The sequence below is a fragment of the Ignavibacteriota bacterium genome (assembly GCA_016218045.1).
GTDB lineage: Bacteria > Bacteroidota > Ignavibacteria > SZUA-365 > SZUA-365 > JACRFB01.
This window is the reverse complement of the sequence record JACRFB010000044.1, coordinates 18,557-42,347: the sequence shown is the minus strand read 5'-3', so window position 1 is coordinate 42,347 and position 23,791 is coordinate 18,557. Positions and strand designations below refer to the sequence as shown.

General features: G+C 59.5%; 15 protein-coding genes and 1 tRNA gene. 12 read left to right on the top strand and 4 right to left on the bottom strand.

All coding sequences use genetic code 11. The features are described 5' to 3' along the window. Window positions 1-347 precede the first annotated feature (347 nt). The 3 genes from HY962_11685 to HY962_11675 all read right to left on the bottom strand — a co-directional run bounded on the left by HY962_11685 (window position 348) and on the right by HY962_11675 (window position 2,775). Window positions 348-1,484 (bottom strand): hypothetical protein, encoded by a 1,137-nt coding sequence (locus HY962_11685; GenBank protein ID MBI5647583.1) that lies wholly within the window; start codon window positions 1,482-1,484, stop codon window positions 348-350. Between the two features lie 148 nt (window positions 1,485-1,632). Then, window positions 1,633-2,286: a hypothetical protein gene (locus HY962_11680; GenBank protein ID MBI5647582.1), complete on the bottom strand. Its 654-nt coding sequence runs from the start codon at window positions 2,284-2,286 to the stop codon at window positions 1,633-1,635. A gap of 9 nt (window positions 2,287-2,295) precedes the next feature. Further along, a complete protein-coding gene (locus HY962_11675) occupies window positions 2,296-2,775 on the bottom strand; it encodes a hypothetical protein (GenBank protein MBI5647581.1) in 480 nt (159 codons plus the stop codon). Between the two features lie 251 nt (window positions 2,776-3,026). On the opposite strand from HY962_11675, the gene HY962_11670 reads away from it, so the two are divergent. From HY962_11670 to HY962_11625, 10 genes are all read left to right on the top strand, one after another. Then, window positions 3,027-4,529 (top strand): polysaccharide biosynthesis C-terminal domain-containing protein, encoded by a 1,503-nt coding sequence (locus HY962_11670; protein ID MBI5647580.1) that lies wholly within the window; start codon window positions 3,027-3,029, stop codon window positions 4,527-4,529. A gap of 198 nt (window positions 4,530-4,727) precedes the next feature. Further along, window positions 4,728-5,657: an NAD-dependent epimerase/dehydratase family protein gene (locus HY962_11665; GenBank protein ID MBI5647579.1), complete on the top strand. Its 930-nt coding sequence runs from the start codon at window positions 4,728-4,730 to the stop codon at window positions 5,655-5,657. Between the two features lie 284 nt (window positions 5,658-5,941). Beyond that, window positions 5,942-6,721, top strand: a complete 780-nt coding sequence (locus HY962_11660; protein MBI5647578.1) for a hypothetical protein — start codon at window positions 5,942-5,944, stop codon at window positions 6,719-6,721. 31 nt (window positions 6,722-6,752) lie between these two features. Next, entirely contained in the window at window positions 6,753-8,288 is a 1,536-nt protein-coding gene (locus tag HY962_11655; protein MBI5647577.1) for a hypothetical protein, read from the top strand. Window positions 8,289-8,373: 85 nt separating this feature from the next. Beyond that, complete coding sequence (locus HY962_11650; GenBank protein ID MBI5647576.1) at window positions 8,374-9,228, top strand: hypothetical protein; 855 nt, start codon at window positions 8,374-8,376, stop codon at window positions 9,226-9,228. 37 nt (window positions 9,229-9,265) lie between these two features. Then, complete coding sequence (locus tag HY962_11645) at window positions 9,266-10,861, top strand: hypothetical protein (protein MBI5647575.1); 1,596 nt, start codon at window positions 9,266-9,268, stop codon at window positions 10,859-10,861. Between the two features lie 51 nt (window positions 10,862-10,912). Continuing rightward, complete coding sequence (locus tag HY962_11640) at window positions 10,913-12,937, top strand: hypothetical protein (protein ID MBI5647574.1); 2,025 nt, start codon at window positions 10,913-10,915, stop codon at window positions 12,935-12,937. An 11-nt stretch (window positions 12,938-12,948) separates the two neighbouring features. After that, window positions 12,949-14,712 carry a hypothetical protein gene (locus HY962_11635; protein MBI5647573.1) on the top strand — a complete coding sequence of 588 codons (1,764 nt, stop codon included), beginning with the start codon at window positions 12,949-12,951 and terminating at the stop codon, window positions 14,710-14,712. A 138-nt stretch (window positions 14,713-14,850) separates the two neighbouring features. Continuing rightward, window positions 14,851-16,185, top strand: coding sequence for an OmpA family protein (locus HY962_11630; protein ID MBI5647572.1), 1,335 nt, complete (start codon window positions 14,851-14,853; stop codon window positions 16,183-16,185). Window positions 16,186-16,471: 286 nt separating this feature from the next. Next, window positions 16,472-16,545, top strand: a tRNA-Arg gene (locus HY962_11625). 108 nt (window positions 16,546-16,653) lie between these two features. Here HY962_11625 and HY962_11620 read toward each other — a convergent pair. Further along, on the bottom strand, window positions 16,654-17,097 hold the full coding sequence (locus HY962_11620; GenBank protein ID MBI5647571.1) for an ATP-binding protein: 444 nt from the start codon (window positions 17,095-17,097) through the stop codon (window positions 16,654-16,656). A 470-nt stretch (window positions 17,098-17,567) separates the two neighbouring features. On the opposite strand from HY962_11620, the gene HY962_11615 reads away from it, so the two are divergent. Next, window positions 17,568-20,561: a VWA domain-containing protein gene (locus HY962_11615; protein MBI5647570.1), complete on the top strand. Its 2,994-nt coding sequence runs from the start codon at window positions 17,568-17,570 to the stop codon at window positions 20,559-20,561. A gap of 190 nt (window positions 20,562-20,751) precedes the next feature. After that, window positions 20,752-23,742, top strand: a complete 2,991-nt coding sequence (locus HY962_11610; GenBank protein MBI5647569.1) for a VWA domain-containing protein — start codon at window positions 20,752-20,754, stop codon at window positions 23,740-23,742. Window positions 23,743-23,791: the final 49 nt, after the last annotated feature.

The window sequence follows — 23,791 nt, the reverse complement described above, 5'->3', positions numbered from 1 at the left end:
GAGACAGGCATCGAAACAATTCGTGTCTCCTTTCTCCTGTATCCTGTCTCCTTACACGGACGGAGTAAATCAATCTACTAAGGTCGCGTGAGGAGACAGGAGGAAGGAGACAGGAGGCAGGCATCGAAACAATTCGTGTCTCCTATCTCCTGTATCCTGTCTCCTTACACGGACGGAGTAGATCAATCTACTAAGGTCGCGTGAGGAGACAGGAGGAAGGAGACAGAAGACAAGCATCGAAACAATTCGTGTCTCCTTTCTCCTGTATCCTGTCTCCTTACACCGCCCGATACCGATTCATTACCTACCATCTACCAACTACCACCTACTTACCTACCCCCGCCCCGCTACAACTCATCGTAATACGACACAATCTGCGGACGGCCGGGAGTGGTGGCCCAAATTTTTCCAGTGAGTTTGGCGAGAGGCGGACGATATCGCACCAGCACACTGCCCTTGAGATCGATGCGGCCGCCCGCGACGATGGAGCCCGTGATCGTGACATTGCCGTTGTTCAGATAGTCGCCCTTCGTGAGGATGTTGGCCGCGACTTTGACATTGCCGTTCACCTGGGCGTCGCCTCCCACGATGATGCCGAGGTTGTTGCCCGAGGGGTCGAGTGTGTTGATGGTCACGTTGCCGTTTAAGAACAGGTTTCCCGTCACCAAAAACACGCCGTATCCGCTGACATTGCCCGAGAGGGTGAGGTTGCCGTTCACGTACCATATCACCGGATTCTCGCGCGTGCCCAGCACAGTGTTGCCCGCTAGTTTCGGATCACCGTTGGATGTTTTTGTCGCAATGGTCGCCCATTTCGCTGGGTTGATTTCGGGCAGATCCACTTTGGGTGCCTTATGATGGACCGGGCCTCCCATCACCACATTGGGAACAAAGGTCATATCCGCATTTTTCGCGGGTGTGCTTTCGATTGCGCTGAAATACGTGCCGTACCCGCGCACGGTGTTATTCCCTTTCAGTTTCAAGGCGGCATTGGTGTGAATGTCGGCGTTCCACGCAAGATTGTTGTCGTCCACCACATTCAAGTTGCCCGTCAATTCCAGATCACCGTTGGAGAACATCGCGTACTGCATGGCGCGCGGAACACTTTCCACCATCGGAATTTGTATGATCGCCTGCACTGTGCGGGATTCACCGGCCACGGTGCCGGTCGAGGTCACCAGGCGTCCGCTGCGAAGATTCGCGGGTGGTCCGCCCGGAAACGCCGCGGTCGATCGTTCGATGGCGACATCCAGCGTGCCGCCGCCGACATTGCTGTTCGTATAGCCGGTGAGCCAGTTCGTGTCCAGGGCAAGGCGCATGACGGCCTGCTCGACTCCGCTCATCGCGAGATTATGCGCCTGGTTCGTCGAATAATTTGCGGAGGCGTTGTCGGTGACGTTCAACGTACTCCTGTTTATCTGCATGCGCGAGACCGACACGACGATGCCCATCCCGAGTACAAGAAATATCAACATTTTTCCCACGACGACCTCCACTTGCTGCTACAACGGACAACATTCGTACATACTGATTTCGCGGCGATGTACACGCCGGTGTGCATACTCCGGAAACACACCGTCCGTTTCAGCATTTTCTGGTAGGTTCTTCTTTTGAAGCGGATTGCGTCCGGAACTACTGCACAGCCGCGACGGAGAGATTCCGCGGGAACACCTGCTTGTGCCAGTAGGCGCCGGTGTTGCAGTTGACGGCGGACCGCATGATGACGTTATGATCCACCACCTGCTGGCTGCCCATCGTCCGTGTCAGGGGTGTTCCGCTCACGGCTCGCGATTGTGTCACATCCCCGCTTCGCACCAGAAGGTTGCTCGACAGCATCGAGGCCTCGATGGAACGGACGTTCGCCGCGGTGAGCGTGGCCGCGCGCGCGGAATCGTAGCCGGTGAAAAGCAGCAGGCAGCCCTTGCTGGTCCAGCTCCGCGCACGCGCGCCGCTGCGTGCCACGGTGCGTGTCACCTCCTGGCCCAGATTCGTGGTGTTTGTGGCGTACGAAATGGTATCGATCACGCCGTCGTTGCCAAGATCGGACAGGAAGGTGATGGACGTGTTGCTCATCGCGAGAATTTTTTGCGACGAGGGGACCCTGTAGCCGATGATGCCGAGTTCCCGTTCCAGCGTCTGCGACATGTCCGTGAGCGACACCTGGGAAATTTCGTTCAACACAGTGTCGCTCGCCGACTGCTGCATACGAATGACGAGCGCGGTGAGCATGACCAGCACAACCCCGCCGATGATGAATGATCCGAATGTATCGAGCGCGCTACCCATTCTCCGACCTCAATAACTTTTGTGATAGACAAGAGTGACAGGTTCTTCCATAAAATCCGATACCACGGTAATCTGTATTCGTTTCATATGTGTTTTGGAAAGCGATTGAATATCAGGGGTGGACGGATTGACATACCATACTATTGCAGACACACGGAACGCGCCCGCCCGGGGTGTGGTGATGTTTGTGACAAATCCGTGATAGTCGTCCACATCATCGGTGGTCCCCGCCTCGTTCAGATTCGCGCCGAAGCGCGCGGGTTCGGTAAAGCGCGGCAGTGTGGCTGTGTCGGACGCGACCGTGGCCGCGTCAAAGGCGCGGGAACATATGTCGTTGAGCGCCGACTGTCCCACCGACGTTGCGGCCACGGTGAATTCGGCGTCGGACACCTGCGCCTCGCTCAGCAACTGCGCCCTGTTGCTGTTGAGCGAGAGTATCGACAGAAGCGTCAACGCCCCGATAACAAGAATCATCTGCATTCCACCCATCTCAGCTCCGTATTGTCTTACTTTATCGCAATCGTCAAAGAGCGACGGTGGTGTGTTCCTAAGAGGTGCGTTCTAGTGTTTTCTGCTGCACAATGATACTATAACAGATTTCGTGTTGCATGAATGCAACCTTAATACATAATTACAGTTCTGTAATATTCGTCAGCCGCACGCGCCCGTGCGTATGGCGGCGCCGGCAGTATCGGGACCAAGTTTCACCTTGGCGGCATCCGTGCTATCTTGGCGGCGCGATGCGAGAACAGCTAAAGCGCCTGACATCCGACAGCGCCGTCTACGGGATCAGCACGATCCTCGGCCGCTTCCTGAACTTCCTGCTTGTCCCGCTGTACACAAACGTGTTCCCGGCGGGCGAGTACGGCGTCGTGACCGTGGTGTATTCATACGTGGCCTTTCTGAACTTTGTATACCCGCTGGGACTCGAGGCGGCGTTTATGCGTTTTGTGAGCAACGCGAGCGACGAGGAGGCGCGCAACGCCGTGTTCTCCGCGCCCGTCATTCTCATCGCGCTGGCCTCCGCCGTCTTCACGTCGCTGCTGCTGCTGTTCTCCGAACCGATCGCCGCGAGTTCCAATATCCGCGGGCAGTGGGGCGCGATCATACCGCTGGCGAGCATCACGCTGGCGCTCGACGCCATCAACGTGGTGCCCTTCGCGGCGCTGCGCATGGAGCGCAAGGCCCGGCGCTTTGCGTTCATCCGCGTCACGAACATCCTGATCAATATCGCGCTGAACCTCGTGTTTGTCCTCGTGCTGCACATGTCCATCGTGTCGATTTTTACAGCGAATCTTGTTGCCTCGGCATCCAGCACGCTGCTGCTCGCGCCGGGCGTGTTTGCGCGTCTGCGCTTCAGTTTCCCGCGGCGGCTGCTGCGCGACATGCTTGTCTTCGGCGTGCCCACGATTCCGGCGGGTCTGGCCGCCATGGTGACGCAGGTCATCAACCGCCCCATCATGCAGGCCATCATGGGCGACGAGGCCACAGGCATCTTCGGCGCGAATTACCGGCTCGGCATCATCATGATGCTGGTCGTCACCATGTTCCAGTATGCCTGGCAGCCGTTCTTCCTGCAGATGGCCGGCAGGGACGACGCGAAACGACTCTTTGCACGAGTCATGACATACTTCATGCTGCTCGGCAGCGCCATCGTGCTCGGCGTCTCGTTTTTTATCGACGATGCCGCCACCGTGCCGCTGCTCCATGGACGTTCCCTTATCGGCCGCGGATACTGGAGCGGACTGCCCATCGTACCCGTGGTGCTTTTCGGCTATTTGTGGACCGGCGTCAGCACCATCCTCAACGCGGGTCTGCTCATCGAGAAACGCACCGGCCATCTCGCGCTGGTGACGGGCATCGGCGCCGCGGTGAACGTGGCGGCGAACCTGCTTCTCATTCCGCCGTACGGACTGATGGGAGCCTCCTACGCCATGCTCGCGGCCTACCTCGTGATGGCGCTGCTGTATTGGATACTCTCGCAGCGCATCTATCCCGTGCCGTGGGAGTATACACGGCTCGCGCGTATACTCCTGGCGATGGCCGCTGTCGCCGCTCTGTGGTATCTGCCAATAAAACCCGCGGTGCTGCCGCAACTCGCGTGGGAGGCGGTTCTGCTCGTCCTCTACATCGTGCTGCTCTTCGCCTTCCGTTTTTTCCTGCCGTCGGAACTGCGCGAACTGCGCGGCCTGCTGCGCGCGCCGCGCGCTCCCGGCAAATCTTTCACGAAGGAACAGCAGTAGAGCGGAACCGGGGACACGACGAGGGGAAGCGCGCGCAACATCGGGAGAACGGGGTGTGTGAGAATGCACAGACTCAGGCGCGGATCCGGGAGAAGCGACCGCTCATGTGCACAACGGCCGGGGACGGACCTTCGGGTTCTCTACACGAAAATCCGTACCTTGCCATTCTTCCATGAACCTCACAGGCACGAACACACCATGAACGTACTCATCACCGGCGGGGCCGGATTTATCGGATCGACAATCGCGCGCGAGTATCTGCGTCTCGGACATCAGGTGACCATCATCGACGATCTGTCCTCGGGATTCCGGGAGAATGTGCCCGAGGGTGCGACGTTCTATCAGATGGACATCCGTGACGAGGGCGTGTACGATGTGATGCAGCGGCACGCGGTGGAGGTGGTGAATCACCACGCCGCGCAGATCGACGTGCGCAAATCCGTTCTCGATCCGCGCCACGACGTGTCGGTGAACGTGATCGGCTCGATCTCGATGATCGAGGCCGCCGTGCGCCACGGTGTGAAACGGTTCATCTTCGCATCCACCGGCGGAGCCATTTACGGCGAGCAGGACTATTTTCCGGCGGACGAAAAACACGCGACAAATCCCGTCTCGCCCTACGGCATCTCCAAGTTGACCGTGGAAAAATTCCTGCATTACTACGCCGTCGAGAAACAGCTCACCTACACCGTCCTGCGCTACACCAATGTGTACGGTCCGCGGCAGAGTCCGCACGGCGAGGCGGGCGTGGTCGCGATCTTCTCCGACAAGATGCTGCGCGGCAACGAGCCCGTGATCAACGGCGACGGATTGCAGACCCGCGACTACGTGTTTGTGGGCGACGTGATGCGCGCCAACGCGCTCGCGTTGACGATGGAAGGCACCAATACCTTCAACGTGTGCACGGGCGTCGAGAGCACCGTGGTGGATATTTTCGAGACGCTGAACAGCGGCTTCGCGACGCCGCTGCGCCGCGTGCACGGACCCGCAAAACCCGGCGAGCAGCGCCGCAGCGTGTGCACCTCAGAAAAAATTCGTACACAGCTCGGTTGGCAGCCGACAGTCGCCTTGCGCGAAGGACTGCTCGAAACTCTCGAATTTTTTCGCGAAAAGGTTTCCCGAGGATAATATCCGGGAACCCGTCGACGCGGATGGCCCGCCCGTCAGCCGTATGAAAACAGGGCACTTATGACGGCCGTGCGTGAATCCGCCTGAATTTCGTGTGAACGATGGGCACAAGCTGTGAATATTATTCACTTGCCGCATGGTACGAATTAGTGATAAGTTGTTGCTACGCATTGGGCTGAACGCCCTTCCGCCCGTCTTTCCGACACACTGCTCATGGCATGATTCATGAACTTTGATCGGGGTTTGTAGTTCCCTGATCAACGACCATTTGAGACGACCCACCGTTGTTCAACACGTCAGAAACACTCAAGGATCTTGAAATCCCCGAAGGCCGCCGCCTTCTGCATGATTTTTATCATGACAGGCGCGTGAAGAATACTTTGGAGTTCGGCACCGTGCTCGACTGCTGGCGCCTGTGCCGCCGTGGCACCGAGATCCAATTCAGCGACGGCCGTCGTGTGCGTTTCGAGACGAGCCTCGGCGTGAAGCTGGGCACGCGTGTATTCTTCGAGGAAATCGTCGGGCGCTACTACTACAACTACGTGTCGGGCCTCGTGTACGGCGGCGCGGTGCTGGTTCTCATCTCGCTGGTCGTATACCTCGCGGGATATGTGGACGAGACCTTCGCGCTGGTCGCCTTTTCGATACAGGCCCTGCTGCTGTTGCTCCTCGCCTTCGTGACCGCCTACAGTCCCAACGAAGACGCGGCGGGATCGAACGCCTTCGGCGCCTCCGAGACCCTGCTCAGTTCCATGAACAGCACGGTGCGCGAGATGACAAACGCCGTATCGGATCTATTTCGTCTTATTTCACAGTCCGACATCCGTCAGGACGTGCTGCTGACGCGGCTCACCGACCACCTCTCGAAGGTGAACTCCGAGAACATCCGCCAGTACAGCGACACGATGCAGGAGACGAACCTCCTTCTGCGCGGTTTCCTCGAAACGACGAGCGGCCGCTCTGACGCGCTCATGCAACAGAACATTGAAGCCCTGCGCGAAGCGCGGGAATCCCTCGAGTCCATCGCGCGGCGTCTTTCCGCGCTGGAAGCGGGCAGGGCGTAGGCGGGTCAAGAGCGAGAATGAGGACGCACGTGTGGTCAGGCGAAAACGTTTCGATGTCTTCTTTGTGCTGTATCTCTGCGCAGTCGGCGTGTTCGTCATTGTCTCGCGCGAACGCGACACGCGGGAAGCGGTTCTGCGCGCGCGCTCCGAAGTCGTGGTGCGCTCCTTCCTCCGCCCGCTCACGCTCGAACTCCCCGACAGCGTCGTCACCGTGTACGTCGATGCCGACAGCCGCGGACGCGTCGCGCCCGGCGCCCGCACGTATCGCGACCGCATCGTGGTTGCGGACATCGGGCCTCGTGATTCCGTGGGGGTTGAACTGATGTCCCTCTCTCTCGACAACACGCTCATCTCGCCCGCGGCCGTCGCGGTGCACGGACGGCGCGGTGTCGGAGAGTTGCGCGACCGCACCGTGGCCTTCCCCTTCGAGTGCCGCTTCGACCAGACCGGCGACTACGTGCTGACCTTCGATGCTCACGCGCGCCGCATACGCCTGGGCGACGACGGTCTGTATCATTACGGCGACGTGTCGTTCTCATCCGGCGCCGTCGACGCGGAACTCGTGCGTCGGCTCGAACATGCGCGTACCTCGCTGCGCGTGCACGTGCGCGACACTTCCGCGACCCGCACCTTCGCGTGGGCGCGCATGCGCGCAGCCGTCGAGACGCAGAGCATCGCGACAGCGCGCGGCTATCAGGTGAACAACACCATCACCGTGACGCACCCCCTGCCGGTGTCGTCGGCGCGCATCGTGCGCGGTTACGGCGCAATCGAGCTGCACAGCCATTCGACCTCGCTGAGTGAATACCACTGGTCCGGCACCGCGCGCGGCGGCAGCGACACCGTGACGGTGGAGTTCCGCATCGACAAGACGGGACAGGTTGTCGACGTGCTGCAGGTGTCGTTCGTGGTCAATAGCGTCGAACCTTTCCTCGATAGCGCGGTGCCCGAGTATGTGTACGCGGGCGAGGATCTCGCGTGTTCCATCTCCGTCGCGGGCCTTACCGACACCAGGGCATATCGCTGGGAGCTGCTCGAAGTGGCCGGAGGCAGCAAGGCATCGGTGAAGGACACGGGTGTGGGGACGCAGATCCGCTACCATCTGCCGAACAACTTCGCGGGCAAGGTGCTGCGTGTGCGCGCCACTTACCGCGGCAAACCGTACGAGTACATCTCGCCGCTGTCCTACGAAGGCGGCACGTCCACGTTCACGTTCCGCGTGGTCGATCCTCCCACACACATCAACGTCGAGCTGCCCGCGCGTCCTCGCCTGCTGCAGCCCATCTCGTTCACGGCGCGTATGTTCAGCGATCCGCGCTATGAGCAGGACCGTCCCGTGGCCAGTCTCAAGGATGTCGACGTAAAATTATGGCGCGTGAGCGGGGGAGTCGGATACAGGAAAAAAGACCTGATCCGCACCGATCTCACCATGCTGAGCATGGGACGTTTCCAGATCTCCGTGCGTCGCGGCAACGAGCAGGACACCGTTGCGGTGCCCGCCCGCGTGCGCCTCGAAATCCGCGCGCGCAAGACGCAGGTCGAGAAGGAATTTACGTTGTATGAATAAACTGTCGACTACATATCACTCTAAAACGCGTTTCCCGGCCAGGCCGGGGAGCTCAATATTCATTGTTTTCCGAGGAGGTTATCCCATGTCACGAATCATCGGATCACACGGAACGTTGCCTTTCTTCGTTCTGCTGCTCATCTGCGCGTTCCTCATTCCCGCCGGCGCCGGCTTCGCCCAGTCGTCGAAAGAGGAAATGATGACGCTCGAACAGTACAAAGCATTTCTCAAGGACGAAGGCAAGCAGCGCGGTCTGAGTGAGGCAAAGGCCGAGGAACTCGAAAAACTGCTCCCCGGTGGCGCCCTCACCGAACGCGTCGTGAAAATCGGTATCTCGACGTTCATCCTGAATCTCGCGATGATTTACACGGTGGCCATCGTGTCGATGTCCATCATCGTGCTCTTCTTCACGCCGTTCGGACTCTTCCTGTTCCGCGGGAATCTGCACGCGCTCGTGGGTTCGATACTGAAGGCCACGGGTCTCTCGAAGAACATCAGCGACAATCCGAACAACCTCGGCTTCGGCGACCATCTGATGACGTGGCCGAAGAAATGCCTGCAGGACAGCCACGGCCGCGTCCGCAAGGCCTTCGCGATGTACATGCACAACCACTTCATCCCGCAGTACAAGAACAACATCACGGCCGTGGCCTTCATCGGCACCGCGTTCCTGATCCTCAACATCGGTCTCCGCGGTGTGAAGTTCATGGTCGCCCATCAGCCCGACCTGATCATCATCGCGATCATCGTCGAAATCACGGTGCTCTGCCTCCTCGGTCTCACCACCTGGTACGAGAAGGAAGAGGATGAAACCGAGGGTGACGGCTCGCGCGTGCCCGGCACCGAGCTTACCTGGTCCGAAGTGAAAGCCAAACTGGATGCGCTGGAACACGACCTCGAAGAGTCCGCTCACAAATCGCGCGGCATGGTCGGTCGCTGAGCGTCGCGCTCACGCGAACGATCAGGAGGAATGAACCATGGCCAAATCAGGCGATCACTACAAAAAATACCAGGTCTATTTCTTTCTGTACCTGGCCGTCATCTGCGAGCTCCTTATCATCATCGTCGAACGCGACGATGCGGAGGAGCATCTGCTCGCACAGCAGCGCGCCCTTGAAGAGAAGAACCGGCGCATCATTCTCGAGCTGCTGAAGAACATGCCCACCGTTGCAGCGGCGGGCGACAACCAGCTCAAGGTCAACGAGTCGCGCTACTTCACGATCCGCGTGAAGGGTCTGGGCGACCGTGACGAAGTCACCACACCTCCGGTTGTGGAAGTGTCGAAGAACGGCCAGGTGACGCAGATCCTGAAGTACCCGGCCGACATCCGCGACAGTTCGCTCGAGTCCACCACAGGCGAGCGCATCTATCGTTTCAACTGGAAGGCGGATCAGGGCGCGGGGCGCTTCGACTTCTGGGTCAAGGCCGGCACGAACCGCGTGGAACTCAAACCCGAGGTCGGCCGCGAGGCCGTGATCAAGGTGGGTTCTCTCGAGTTCCGGCGCGAGGAAATCCAGCGCGCGATCGACTTCGATCAGGCCCTGAAGGGCACGCCGCTCGAGTCGTTCATCCAGCGGTCCGAACAGCTCGATCCGGCGCGTTTCACGGTCGAGGTGATCTCCGAGGCCTATGACCAGTTGCAGATCCAGGCCGACCCGATCGTGACCGCGGTGGGCTTCCCGACCTACAACGAAATCAAGGTGCGCGGCACCACGGTCGACAAGATCTCGTCGATCAACGTGGGCGGCGGCGGCGGAGCCCTGAGCCCGCAGGCCAACGAGAATCCGTGGCGCAGCGACGATCCCGCGCGCGGCAAGTGGGCGTGGTCGGGCACCTTCAATGAAGCGGGCGAAAAGACCGTGACGGCCGAAGCGTACGACAAACGCGGCGCCGGCGCTCTGAGCCGTTCGCGTCCCATCCAGTTCAACGTCATCGTGAAGGATCCCGTGCTGGCGAAACGCCGTCCGGGCAAGGCCTTCGCGGGTGAATCGTTCGAAATGAACATCAACGTGCAGGGCCTCGAGGACGTCGGTTCGTACTCGTGGAAACTGCTGGTCGACGAGAAGGAAGTGCAGAGCGGAAACGGCAGCATCGTGCGTTACAAGGTGCCGCCCACGGCGAAGACACTCGCGATCAACGCGATGTACCGCGGACGTCAGTACTTCGTGTACTTCGATTCGACGAAGAAGCAGCTTATGCCGTCGGACTTCCAGTACACCGTCTCCACACCGCCGGTCAACATCCAGCCGTTGTTCAACAAGGGCGGCGAGTATCCGATCAACACACCGTTCGAATTCATCACGGACCGCTGCGGCCGCTGCACCAAGGACAACATCCGCAACGTGTCGGCGAGCGACATTCGCGTCACCGTCGAGGACGAGAACGGCAACGATCTGCTCGCGGATACGCCCGACATCCGTCCCATCGCGGCAACACCGCCTTTCGAGAACGGCACCCAGGTGAAGTTCTATCTGAAGGGCAAGGTCAAGAAAGATGGCACCGCCGCGGTGATCAAGATCACGGCAGGGGGCACGTCGGAAACGTACGACATCACCCTCATCCCCGCCGAGTGATCCATGAAAGCGACTATCGAAAAAGCATCACACGACCCACGAGGCACCCGTATGAAGAGCACAATCGCTCGCACGTTACTTCTCTGCTTCGTCTTTGTCGGAGCCGTGAGCGTGATTCCCGCGAAGGCGCAACCCGACCAGGTGCGAACCAAGCAGAACGATCTGAAGAAGGAATACAACGATCTTCAGGAAAAGAACCAGCTCATCCGTTCGGCCGCTAAAGACAAGCCGCTGCCGACAACCGGCCGCCGCCGCGGCAACCTCGCCACCGGCTACGATTTCACGCAGGTGAAGGGGTACCGGTTGCGTCCGGCCGCGCTGCAGGAACGCCTCGACAAGGTGTTCAAACGCGCGAACGAACTCGGACTGCTCGACGAAGAGTATCACCTCAACGGCGCATCGACCGTCCCCTGTCCCACCGGCCAGGGCGGCGCGTCGATCAGCGGCGTCGAAGTGTACGTGGTTGAAGCGACACCCGAGGAAATCGAACAGCAGGGAATCAATCCCTACGACCTCATCGAAGTGCGCGTGGTGAAGACGGAGACCTGTCCCGAACCGCGTCAGGACGAGGAAGAGGACGAGGAAGGCGCACGCCGCCCCCGCGCCCGCGGTCAGAGCTCGACGCTGAAACAGTACATCCTTTCGGGGATGGACCTGTGGAGCGCGATCAAGACCGAGGACGAGACGCTGTACGACGACGTGCTCGCACGCCGCGTCAATGAAGAACCGCTTCCCCAGCCCGCATTCGCGGCCGAGAAACGCGGTCCCTTCATTGTCATGAACAACGCCGATCTCGAGACGGCCACCAGCCGCTTCTCGGATTTCTGGAACATCAAGGACACACTCCGCACGAATCAGCTTCCGGTGCAGGCCGAGGCAGCGGGACCCTTCTTTAAAGCCGAAGTGCCCATACTGCTCGACGATCCCAAGGGCGGCCGCGTGCGCATCACCAATCCCGACAACAGCCAGATCCAGATCAACAAGATCGAATTCATCGGATCGAACAGCGAGTCCTTCCGCGTCGACACGCGGACGCCGCTCATGCTCGGACCGAAAGCCGACACAAGCGGCAAGCAGAACATCCGTTTCGAGTACGTCGGCAATTCGCCGTACGAGACACCGGGCCAGTTGCTCATCCAGTCGCAGGCGGGCACCTTCTCGCAGACCATCGACGTGGTCATGAATCCGGGCCGCCAGCCGGCCGACTTCGTGGTGCTCGACCTGTCCCTCGACAAGATCGAACTCCGTTCGCCGGCCCGTTCGGGCTTTGCACCCGACTGGCGCATCGCCTACGCCATGGGCAATCCCGAAATCGGGATGCCGCGCTGGAGTTCCGGCATGTCGACGCTGAGCATCGGCTACAAACACCAGATGAGCGTGGGCCTTGTCATGCCGATGAACATGACGGCCGACGGTTTCCCGACGCCGCTGTCGTATGACAACTCGCTGCTCTACTCGCCGATGGGCTACAACATCGCGTTCGACTTCACCTTCGGTTTCCCCTTCTCGCTCGGCGGCAGCATCACGATCACCGACCGTTTCGACGGGGCCGACAAGTATCACAGCATGAAGCTCGTCAACACGATGATCGACGATCGCGTGTACAAGAACAACTTCTTCAACATCTCCACCGCCGCGCTCGTGTACTACCCGATCATGTTCAAGGACCGCATCCACGATCCGAACATGCTCGTGCGCCTCAGCGTCGGCGGCGGCTTCCAGCGCGTCGAGCGCAACTACTTCGCGGCGAACACCGAAGTCGTGAAGTGGGCCGACAACACCATGAAGCAGGTCGAGAAGAACAAGCTGTACTGGTTCGAACGCGAGAAGGATCTCTTCGACGTGTTCATCCGTTTCGACTTCATCAATACCGGTGCGAAAAACAATTACGGTCTCGGCATCCAGTACTTCACCGGACGCCTTATGACCGATGCGTGGCTCGAACTCACCGAATGGCTGCGTGTGGAAGCGAAGTACTCGTTCCTGCTCCGCAGCAAGGAAGTGTGGGAATCCGAGAACAGCGTCTTCATGATCACGCCGAGGTTCCGCCTCGGACTTCCTTCACTGTTCAACTGAGGAGGGAAGCCATGACGACTCGCACTTTCACACTTTCGGAATTCCAGGGTACCCGCATGAACGCCATTAAAACAGCCCTCGCGCTGCTGGTTGTCGCCTGCACGCTGACGTTGTTCCGGCCCGCGCCCGTCCAGGCCCAGCCATCGGGCGACGCGCTGACCTCGATCGACGCCATCATGCGTTTCATGGCGAGCGAAAACTTCGACGAAGAGGATCTCAAGCGCCGCATCGTCTGGTCGGAAAAACTCGTGAACGAAGTTGTGGCCTACGCCCCGACGGATGAGAACCGCCAGAACTACGTGCGTCTGCTCGACATCGGTCTCAAGCAGTTCCAGGACGAGAACAGCCGTCTCCGCGTGCTCGTCCGCGCCATCACCACGCTCGATCCGCTCATCCAGAAATACTTCCCGCAGTGGATTGTGATGGACGAACCCACCGTGCTCGAAATCATGCGCAAGGTCCGCGACAACCGCGACGATCTGCGTGACGACGAGGCGGTGGAGATTGCCGACCGCATTCTCACGGGCCGCGCGCGCATCCGCATCATCCGCAGCCCGCGTGATCCGGAGACGCTCATCGCCGTCATCATCGAGAAGGCCCGCGCCCGCGGCGGCGAGGAGGAATCCTCGGCCAGCTTCAGCGCGAACGCCGAGAATCCCGACTTCGAGGATTACCGCATCGTCGGCAAGAAGAACCTGCGCGACGTGCTGACCTCGGAACTGTACGACCGCGTCGCGAATCCGTCCGAATACCCGCATCGCGTGGAGACGGGCGTGCTTCAGCCGCGTCCCGACAACGCGGAAGCCACCGTCAGCATTCCTTTCGGCGGCGGTTTCATGTGGACGCTCGAGACCGACAATCCGATGAACAACAACGTCGGCCTCGCGCCCTCGCGCATCCGCGCCGGCTTCGAACTCAAGATCGGAAACGACTGGGTGAATCTGCCGTTCCTGTACGGACCGCAGTGGAACACCATGTTCGTGTACGAGCCCTCGTCCACCGAGTACTTCAAACTCGGTCCCTCGATTCCCTTCACCTGGGGCGACGAGAGCATCAACACCGATCTGCCGCTTCTCAAGAATCGCCGCACTAACGGCACCTGGGGCGTCTCGGGCGAGTACTTCCGCCAGTTGAGCAACACCTCCGCGCCGCTCGGCACCGACGCTTACGGCCTCGGCGCCGCGGCGTTTGTGTCGTTCGGACTCAACAAGTTCGGCACAAAGAAGGTGACCAATGCCGACGGAGAAATCCTGAACGGCACGGGCATGAAGCCCTTCTTCCGCGACCATGAATTTAATCCTCCCGTCAACGCGGCCGGCAATCCCGACAAGGCGATGCTCCGCCGTCTGACCTTCTACTACATGACCGCGTCGGCCACCGCGTACTACTGGCGCGATCTCGGTTTCATGCTCGACGGACTGCGCCTGCATGTCGGTCTCGGCTATCAGAAGTTCAACGAAGCCCGCCGCACATGGCGCTGGAAGGAAGACAATACTTTGTTCTCCGATTCCACCGTTTTTGACAGCGTGAAGGTGCTTGCCGGTCACGGCACGCTCGACGCCTTCGTGCGCCTCAGCTACGACCATCGTGGCAAGACCCGCTACGGCACGGCGCTGCAGTACTTCAACGGCGGACTCATGGCCGAAGTGTACTTCCACATCTTCCAGTGGCTGCGCGCGGAAGTGAAATACTCGCGCGTGGTGTTCCGCGATCCCGAGCCGTGGGAACACGGCGAGATGATCGTCCCCGGCCTCCGCATGAACTTCGTGTTCTGATGCGGACCCGCGCGTGTGCCCGCGTCACGGGCCGCACGTGAACGTTGTGAACGGGCGGTCCGTCTCGGCGGATCGCCCTTTCCATCTCTCCTTCATGCGATTCGACAGTTCATCCGCCGCGCTCCGCGGACTGCATACATGGCGACCATCGCTTCACCACAGTTTCCCGCCGCGCGCCTGACAGTGCTTCTGGCGCTGCTCCTGCCGCAACTTCTTGCAGCGGGTGGTGCCGACAGTCTGAAAAAGGCGACCATCATCTCGGCCCGCAGCACGCGGCCCGAGAGGGTCACCGTGGAAATCCGTTCCGTCGACATCAGCCGCTTCCCCGTGGCCGACGTGATCATCGACGCGCGCGATTCGGTCGGCAATTATTTTTCGGGATTAAAAAAGACCGACCTCATCCTGTATCAGGACGGGATGCCCGTGTCCATCCAGGACATCAGCACCATTTCGGCGAGCAACAGCGTGCCCGTCGACATCGTGTTTGTGGTGGACCAGACAGGCAGCATGCGGCAGGAGGTGAACGAGGTCAAGAACAACATCTTCGAATTCACGCAGCGCCTGTCGCAGCGCGGCGTCGATTACCGTCTCGGCCTGATCACCTTCAGCGACCGCATCGAGCGGCGCAAGGAGTTGACCGAGGACGTCAACGTCTTCATCACCTACATCGACAACATCGCGATCGGCGGGGGAGGGGACAATCCCGAGAACGCGCTCGAGGGCCTGTCCGAAGGCACCACGTTGCGTTTCCGCCAGTCGGCCCAGCGCATCTTCATCCTGATCACCGACGCGCCGTTCCACCAGAAGGGAGACGCGGGCGACGGGAAGACCGAATACACGACGAAGTCGATGGTCGATTTCCTCAAGAAGAAGAACATACGGCTCTTCTCGATTTCGCCGCCGCGGCTCACCGATTACCGCCAGATGACCGACGCCACCTACGGCAAGCAGTTCGATATCGTGCAGGACTTCAGTTCCATACTGGACGAGTTCAGCGCGTCGATCACCAACCTGTACGCGGTGAAGTACACCATCAAGGCCGAAGTGCCGCCCGAGGCGATCACACTCGAGATCCGCAACATGCAGGACGAGGTGGTCGTGAACCAGCGCGTGCCTATCCTCGAAGTCGACAAGAAGTTTGTGCTCGAGAACATTCTCTTCGAGTTCAACCAGGCGACGTTCGATCAGACTTTTGTATCGGAATTACGCAACATCCTCAACATGCTCAAATCGTATCAGACGATGCATGTCGAGATCCGCGGCCACACCGATTTCCTCGGCAGCGACGAATACAACATCGCGCTGTCGGACGCGCGCGCGCGCGCCGTGAAAAAGTACCTGGTGGACCGCGGCATCAATGCGTCGCGCATCACCACGCGCGGCATGGGGAAGTCGCTTCCCATCGCGCCCAACGACACCGAAATCGGCCGTCGGCTCAATCGCCGCACCGAGGTGATTATCACGAAGAAGTGATGCAGGGGAGATAGGTAGTTGGTAGATGGTAGATGGTAGATGATGGTAGATGGTAGATGGTAGTTGGTAGATGGTAGCGCGATCTACTGGGGGTGTGTGAGGAGACAGGAGTAAGGAGACAGGAGGAACGGACTTGCACAGTGCGTGTCTCCTGTATTCTGTCTCGTGTCTCCTCACACCCGCGTGCGGACCCAGGAGTCAGGAGTCAGGAGACACTGAGTGACACGGTGTCAGCTCCCGCGCTATGTTTTCCACCCCGCGACACGTACATTGCGAGATAGCACACGCGCCCGTAGCTCAGTTGGATAGAGCATCTGCCTTCTAAGCAGAGGGTCGCTGGTTCGAGTCCAGCCGGGCGTGCAAAGGGGAACGGACAACGGTGAACGGAAAACGGCAACCGTCTTCAAATCGTCGTACCCTTCCCTCTTCCTCCTTCCCTCTTCCCTCTTCGCCCTTCTCGGTCCGGTGTCAGGGGCCGACAAACACCGCTACAACATTCCACGATCCGTCGCGCTGGTATTCTACGCGGGTGGCGAGGGAGTGAACGAGATGCAGCCCGTAGCCGCGTGAGCCGGCTTCCTGCAGGGATTGCGGCGTAGTGTAGGTGTCGGACCGCGCCACATCGAAGGGCCGGCCGTCGTCGCGAAGGGTGAGTGTGTAACCCTGCGCGGCAACATCGAGACTGACGGTCACGCGGTGTTCGTGTTCGTCGTCCAGGCCGTGGTCGATGATGTTTGCCAACACTTCGTTGAGACAGAAATCGAGGCGTTCGCGGGCGTCCCTGGACGCGCGGAGGGCATCGCAGCGCGCGTTCAGCCACGCGGTGGCGTCGCGCAACGCGGCGTACTCGCCGCGGCGGCAGGGGATGACGATGGATGCGCGTAATTCGGGATATGCTGCTGCTTGTATCATGAAGGTGATGATATCCTCACATGTTGGATGCCACGGTGTGCGTCGAAACACACGGGGAAAGATACACATGTGTCGAATTATCCACATCCGTATCCTCGAGAAAACACAATAACCGGAAACGTGTTTCCGGAGCCGCTTTTCCGTGGGCGCTTCGACCATCCCCGACCCGCGTGAAAATATTTCCGGACGGTGGCGGAGTCCGGACGTCGTCGCGTATCGGGAGCCCCGCCCTGAGCAGGATCGACTTTTTCCAAGATCACTTCCGAGCCCTCGATCACACGCGCACCGGCGGTGCCTGTATGTGGCGCTTCGAATATTGTGACCCTTCGGTCAGGATTCGTCCGCTCGATTGTCATACAACGACTGCGGCGTTGTATAATGAGTCATCGATTTTTCGAGTATTTTGTCTTTGAACGGGAAACGGGAGACTCCCTTGCTGTTGCGTGACGATGCACATATCCGGAGGTGACATGCGGCTTTTGTCTCGAATTTCCCTGCTCACGATTCTGTTCCTTCTCCCCGCCGTCGGAGAAGCGCAGCCGCAGCTCAACCTCAAAAGGGTTGTCACCATCTGGCCGACGATCGAGTTGTATTACACTGTCGCGTGTAACGGCTCCCCGCTGTACCTCACCGACAAATCTCATATGGCCGTCACTGAAAACGGTGTGCCGATACACGATTTTATGATCTGGTGTCCCGATCCCTCTATTCGCTGCGCCATCTCGGTCGCGCTTGTCTTCGACGCATCCGGTTCCATGTCAGGGGCGGGCAACGCGGGTGCAAAAGCGGCCGGAAACGCGTTTATCGATCTGTTGGATGGGGTCAACGATCAGGCGGCCATACTCTGGTTCACATCCACCGTGACACTCGCCCAGCCGATGACCGTGTATACGAACCTTCTGCACAACGCTGTGAACGCTCTGCCGGCCAGTGGCGCGACGGCAGTGTGGGATGGGATGTACTACGGTGTACAGGAGCTGATCAGCAATGGCGTGAATCCCTGCCGCGTGGTGATCGTCTTAACCGACGGCGGTGACAATTCGAGTTCCAGGTCGCCGGCGGAGACGATCTCCCTGGCCATGAGGAACCGCATCCGCATATTTACCATCGGTCTGGGATCAGGCATACAATCCTCCATTCTGCAGAATATCGCGACAACGACCGGTGGCCGTTATTACGAAACTCCGAGCCCGTCACAATTGACGGCGATATACCAGGAAATATCCACGATCATTTTTTCGTCATTTCAGGAGTGTCTCATCACCTATCAGAGCCGCTGCACGGATGGAAGCCAGCGCGCAGTGGAACTGTCGGTCTTGAACGTGTGCGGTGGCAACGACACCGAGGTGAAATCATACAAGGCGCCGAAGGATACAACGACCTATTCGCCGCTCGCCATCGGCATCGCAAGCAAGACCGCCATGCAGGGGACGGGATCAATCGCCCTGCCACTGGAATTGCGCAGCCCCATCGTGCCGCAGGACATATTGTATGGCGCGACGTGTACTGTCCGATTCGATCCGACGGTCCTGAAATTCTCAGGGATCCGAACTCCCCCCGGATCCATCTACGAAAACCTGCCGATCACGATATCACCGTCGCAGAACGGCGCTGTGCTGCAGATTATGGACCGGAAGGTGCTCGAGGTCGCCTCCACCCCCGCATTGCTCGCCGAATTGCTCTTCGAAGCGCAGAACCCGCGACTCACGGACACAGTGTGTTCCGACATAAGCATCGAATCGTGGATCTTTGATGCGGGATGTTTCCGTCCTGTCCTTTCGGGCGGGCGCCTGTGTATCCGCCCCGGCAGCCCCGAAGTGATCTGTGATGTGTTGGCACCCGCCGCACTGACATGGTCGCCGCAGAAAAACGTCTATCAGCCCGACAGCTTCACCGTGATGATGCAACTGAACAATGTCGGAACGATGACGGCGTTCGGGACGCGGGTGGTATTGCAATACGATAAAACCGATTTCGATCTGCTCGTGCCGTTGAAGGATACGCTGGATGCGAGTCCCACCACGATCATCGCGAACGGTAGTTCGCAGGCCGCATGGCTGTTGCGCGCGAGCCCGCACGCCCTTCCAGATACGAGTCGTATCACATTCACGGCGCTGTTCGACAATCATGCACCCGTCGTGTGTACACGCACGATTACCATTCCGCGGGCCGAGTCCAGCTTGGAGTGCACCATCTCCGCGCCGCCGATCTTTGTCGACAGCGTACGAATGACCTATTCCCCCGATCCCGTTCCCGTCACAGTCAGTGTGCTCAACAACACCACCAGCGACCAGACCACCCTCAGCGTCGAGCTGGTGCTGCCCTCGGATCTGCAGTTCGTCACGCCCGACTCCGCGTCGAATGCGCGACGTCCTCTGCTTCCTTCCACTTTGTCACCGCAGCAGACCGGGGTGGGGCAGTGGCTTGTGCGGCGGGCGCCGAGCACCGTTGCAAAAACCATCCCCGTGGAATGTATCACGCGCCGCTTCGACAATGTGGTCAGCCGCTGTGTGTACGATCTGTATTTTCCCGCCGTGCTGCCGCCGTTGACTCCCGCCATCACGCCGCAGGGGCCGCATGAGTTGTGCGAAGGCGACAGCATCGTGCTCGATGCGGGCGCCGGGTATTCGCGCTACAGTTGGAATACGGGCGCGCGTACACGTATGCTCGCGGTGCGCAGCACAGGCGTGTACTATGTCACGGTGACGGATATATACGGCCGCAACGCGACCGCACCACCAGTTGTGGTGAACACGCTCCCCGCACCAGCACCGCAGTTCGGCCTGTCCTTGCCGGTCGGAATCTGCCTCGGTGATTCGGTGGTCCTCGATCCGGGGTCCTACCCCAGATATCTCTGGAACACCGGCGACACCACGCGTACGTTGGAGGTGCGCACCGCGGGTGTCTGGTTCGTGCGTGTTACGACGGCACGTGGATGTGTCGGGTATTCCGACACGGTGCGCACTGTCGTGCATCCACTGCCGGATAAACCCATCATCTCTCAGCAGGGTGACACGCTTTCAACACAGCCCGCCACCACATATCGATGGTATCTCAACAGGTTGCCGTTAGCACTGGGCGACAAACGCACCTTCGTTCCAGGCAACAGCGGACGGTACATTGTCCGGGTGACGAACGCCTTCGGCTGTACTGCAGAATCGGATGTGTACGATTTCTCAAGCACCGCCATCGGTGACATGCCCGCACCGAGCACCATTGCGCTCGAGGTGTACCCGAATCCCGTCACAAATGAGCTCACCGTCACACTGCGCGGCAACGCAGATAAGGTGGCCGACATCACGCTCATCTCCATACTCGGGCAAAAGATCGCGGGCAGAGCATTGCGCAGCTCACACGGCGAGCAGAGTATTATCTACGACCTCTCGACTCACCCCGCGGGTCTGTACTTCGTCACCGCCGCGGTGCATGGGCGGCGTGTGGCTGCGAAGGTCGTGAAGCAGTAACACGTGACACGTATCCACGTCGAAAGTAGCAAAGTAGCAAGGTGAAAAAGCACCAAAGTAGAAAAATCAATTTTTTACTCTCCAATTGGCCACTTTCAACTTTCTCCATGTTTGTACTTTCCACCTTCCACGTTATTACTTTCAACATCCATCGGGTAATCTCAAAAGAACGAATTGTATCGGAGGGGTGATGCGTACCGTGTATCGGTATTTCCTGATTGCCGTTGTTGTATCGTTCCCGTTCACGGTTGCGGCGCAGCCGCAGCTCAATTTCAAGCGAGTCACCAACAACTGGCCGACGATCGAGCTGTATTTCACGGTTGGGTGTCAGGGCCAGCCCGTGTGGCTCACCGACAAATCGGCGGTCACAGTGACCGAGAACGGTGCGCCGATACATGATTTTACACTCTTCTGTCCGGATCAGACTTTCGACTGCAGGCTTTCGACAGCACTGGTATTCGATGCCTCAGGTTCGATGCAGGGAGCCGGCAATGCTGGCGCAAAGGCAGGAGGAAATGCCTTCGTGGATCTTATGGACGGAATCGCAGATGAAGCCGCAGTGCTATGGTTCAATTCGTGGCCAACCTTGGCGCAGCCGATGACTATATACAAGGACCTGCTGCACAATGCCATCAATGCGCTTCCGGCCAGCGGGACCACCGCTGCGTGGGACGGCATTTACAGCGGCGTTCTGGAGATTATCAACAACGGCGTAAACGAGTGTCGCGCAGTGGTGGCACTCACTGATGGCGGCGACGCCTCCAGCAGCCGGTCGCCACAGGAAATAATATCGCTCGCAAACCGCAACGGCGTACGGGTCTTCACCATTGGTCTTGGTAGTGGCGTGTCATCGGGGACGCTCCAAAATATTGCGGAATTGACCGGCGGACGTTACTACCAGACGGCAAACCCTGCTGATCTGCCCGCGATTTACCGGGAGATCTTCGTCATTCTCGCGGAGGGCTTCCAGGAGTGCAGCATCAAGTATCAGGCCTCTTGTTTGGATGGCGGAACGCGGAATGTCGATCTCTCCGTCAAGAACATTTGTGCAGGCAGCGACAAAAAGACCAAGACCTACAGGGCGTTAAAGGATACAACCACATACATGTCGGTGGCACTCGGTTTCCAGAGTCACACGCTGCGGTCGCATTCCACCATGGCGATGCCGCTGGAACTGTTCACGCCGATTCCCGACGGATCCATCTTCTACGGCTCGACGTTCACGGTGCGCTTCGATGAAAACGTGGTGCGCTGCACCGGCGCACGAACACCTCCCGGATCGCTGCTGGAAAATGTTCCCATCACCATCACCTCCATTCCAGGCGGTGTCACGGTACAAACCTTAGATCGGAAATATCTGCCGTCGGCGCCCGCGCCATCCCTGCTGGCGGAACTGCTCTTCACGCCCGTCGGGTCGCCCTCCGACACCACCTGCACTCCCGTACAACTGACCTCATGGATATTCGAGGCCGGCTGTTTCCGTCCCGCGCTTATGAGCGGGCGCCTGTGTTTCACGAGCGGGTATCCGGATGTGACATGTACAACGTCCGGTCCCGCCGCGCTCGATTGGTCGTTGCCTCTCGGCAAGCACCTGCCCGACAGTATTCAGGTTTCCGCGCATCTGCAGAACGCGGGACTCAAGAATGCGGTCAACACACGTGTTGTGATCGGGTACAACAGCGCCGATCTGCTGCGGCTATCCCCCGCAACCGACACCATCGTCGTGACACCTTCCACGCTGCCACCAAACGGTCAGGCCACCGCCACCTGGATCATGCAGGCGCGTCCGCGTTCCGATACCGGCAGCACCCGTATCACCTTCACGACGCTGTACGACGACGGACTGCCGCGGCAGTGTACACACGACATCTCGATCCCAAAATCGGAGTACGATGTCGGATGTCAACTTATCGCGCCGGCTCTCACCGCCAATCTTCAGACGAAGAAGTACACACCTGATCCCGCACCCGTGCAGGCCGTGGTGCGCAACACCATGGCGACGCTGCAGGACCGTCTTACGGTGGAACTCCTGTTGCCGGCCGACATCAGTTTTGTCGCACCCGACAATCCCGGCACCGCGCGCAAGCAGCTCACTCCGGCGGTGCTCGATCCCGGACAGACCGGCAGCGCCTTGTGGTTTGTGCGCAGCGCAGAGCAGCCGATCGACACACGCCGCACGCTCGAGTGTGTGACGCGGCGCGACACTGTGGAGATATGCCGCAGCACGGTCGAGATGCTGATTCCGGGAGTTACGGGTCCGCCCGCACCCGTCATCACGCCGCTCGGGTCGCTGCGTCTCTGTCCGGGCGGGAGTGTGGAACTCGACGCGGGCGACGGATACAGCAGCTACCTCTGGAGTACCGGCGAGCGTACACGCACCATCGTCGTGCGCAGCGCGGGCAGCTACCTCGTCACCGTCACGGATCAGTACGGACGCCGTGGCACAGCGACACCCGTTGTGGTTGCGATGGTGCCGGCGCCCAGGCCATACATCTCTCCTCAGCGTCGGCCGCATATCATATGCGAGGGCGAATACGCCGCACTTGATGCCGGATCATACGCAGAGTACCTCTGGAACACCGGCGAAGTCACACGAACGATAACCGTCCGCACTTCCGGTTCGTGGTGGGTGCGAGTAAAAAGTGCGGAAGGATGTTACGGGTACTCCGACACCGCAATGTCAACCGTTGTACCGCTGCCCGTAAAACCCACCATCACACGATCGGGCGACACACTCACAACACAGCGGTATCAGACGTATCAGTGGTACAAAGATGGTGGCCGAATGACGGGCGCGGTGCAGCAGAGTTTTGTGGCGACGTCAAAGGGCGCCTATCAGGTGCGTGTCACAAATGAATACGGATGCACATCGGCGTCCGACATCATCGACCTCGTACTCACCGGCTTCGAAGGTGTTCCCGCACCGAACACCATTTCGCTCGAGGTGTACCCGAATCCCGTCACAAATGAGCTCACCGTAACACTGCGCGGCACCGCGGACAACCCGGCCGACATCCGCCTCGTTTCTGTTCTCGGCCAGACAATCACCGGCACCACCTCGCGCAAGGCACACGGCGAACAGATCGTGACCTACGATCTCTCATCACACCCCGCGGGTCTGTACTTCGTCACTGCCGCAGTGCAGGGGCGTGTGCTGTCGCGGAGTGTAGTGAAGCGGTAGGTGGATACTCACAGGTGGAACGGAGGTAACGGAGACTTTTTCAAATACC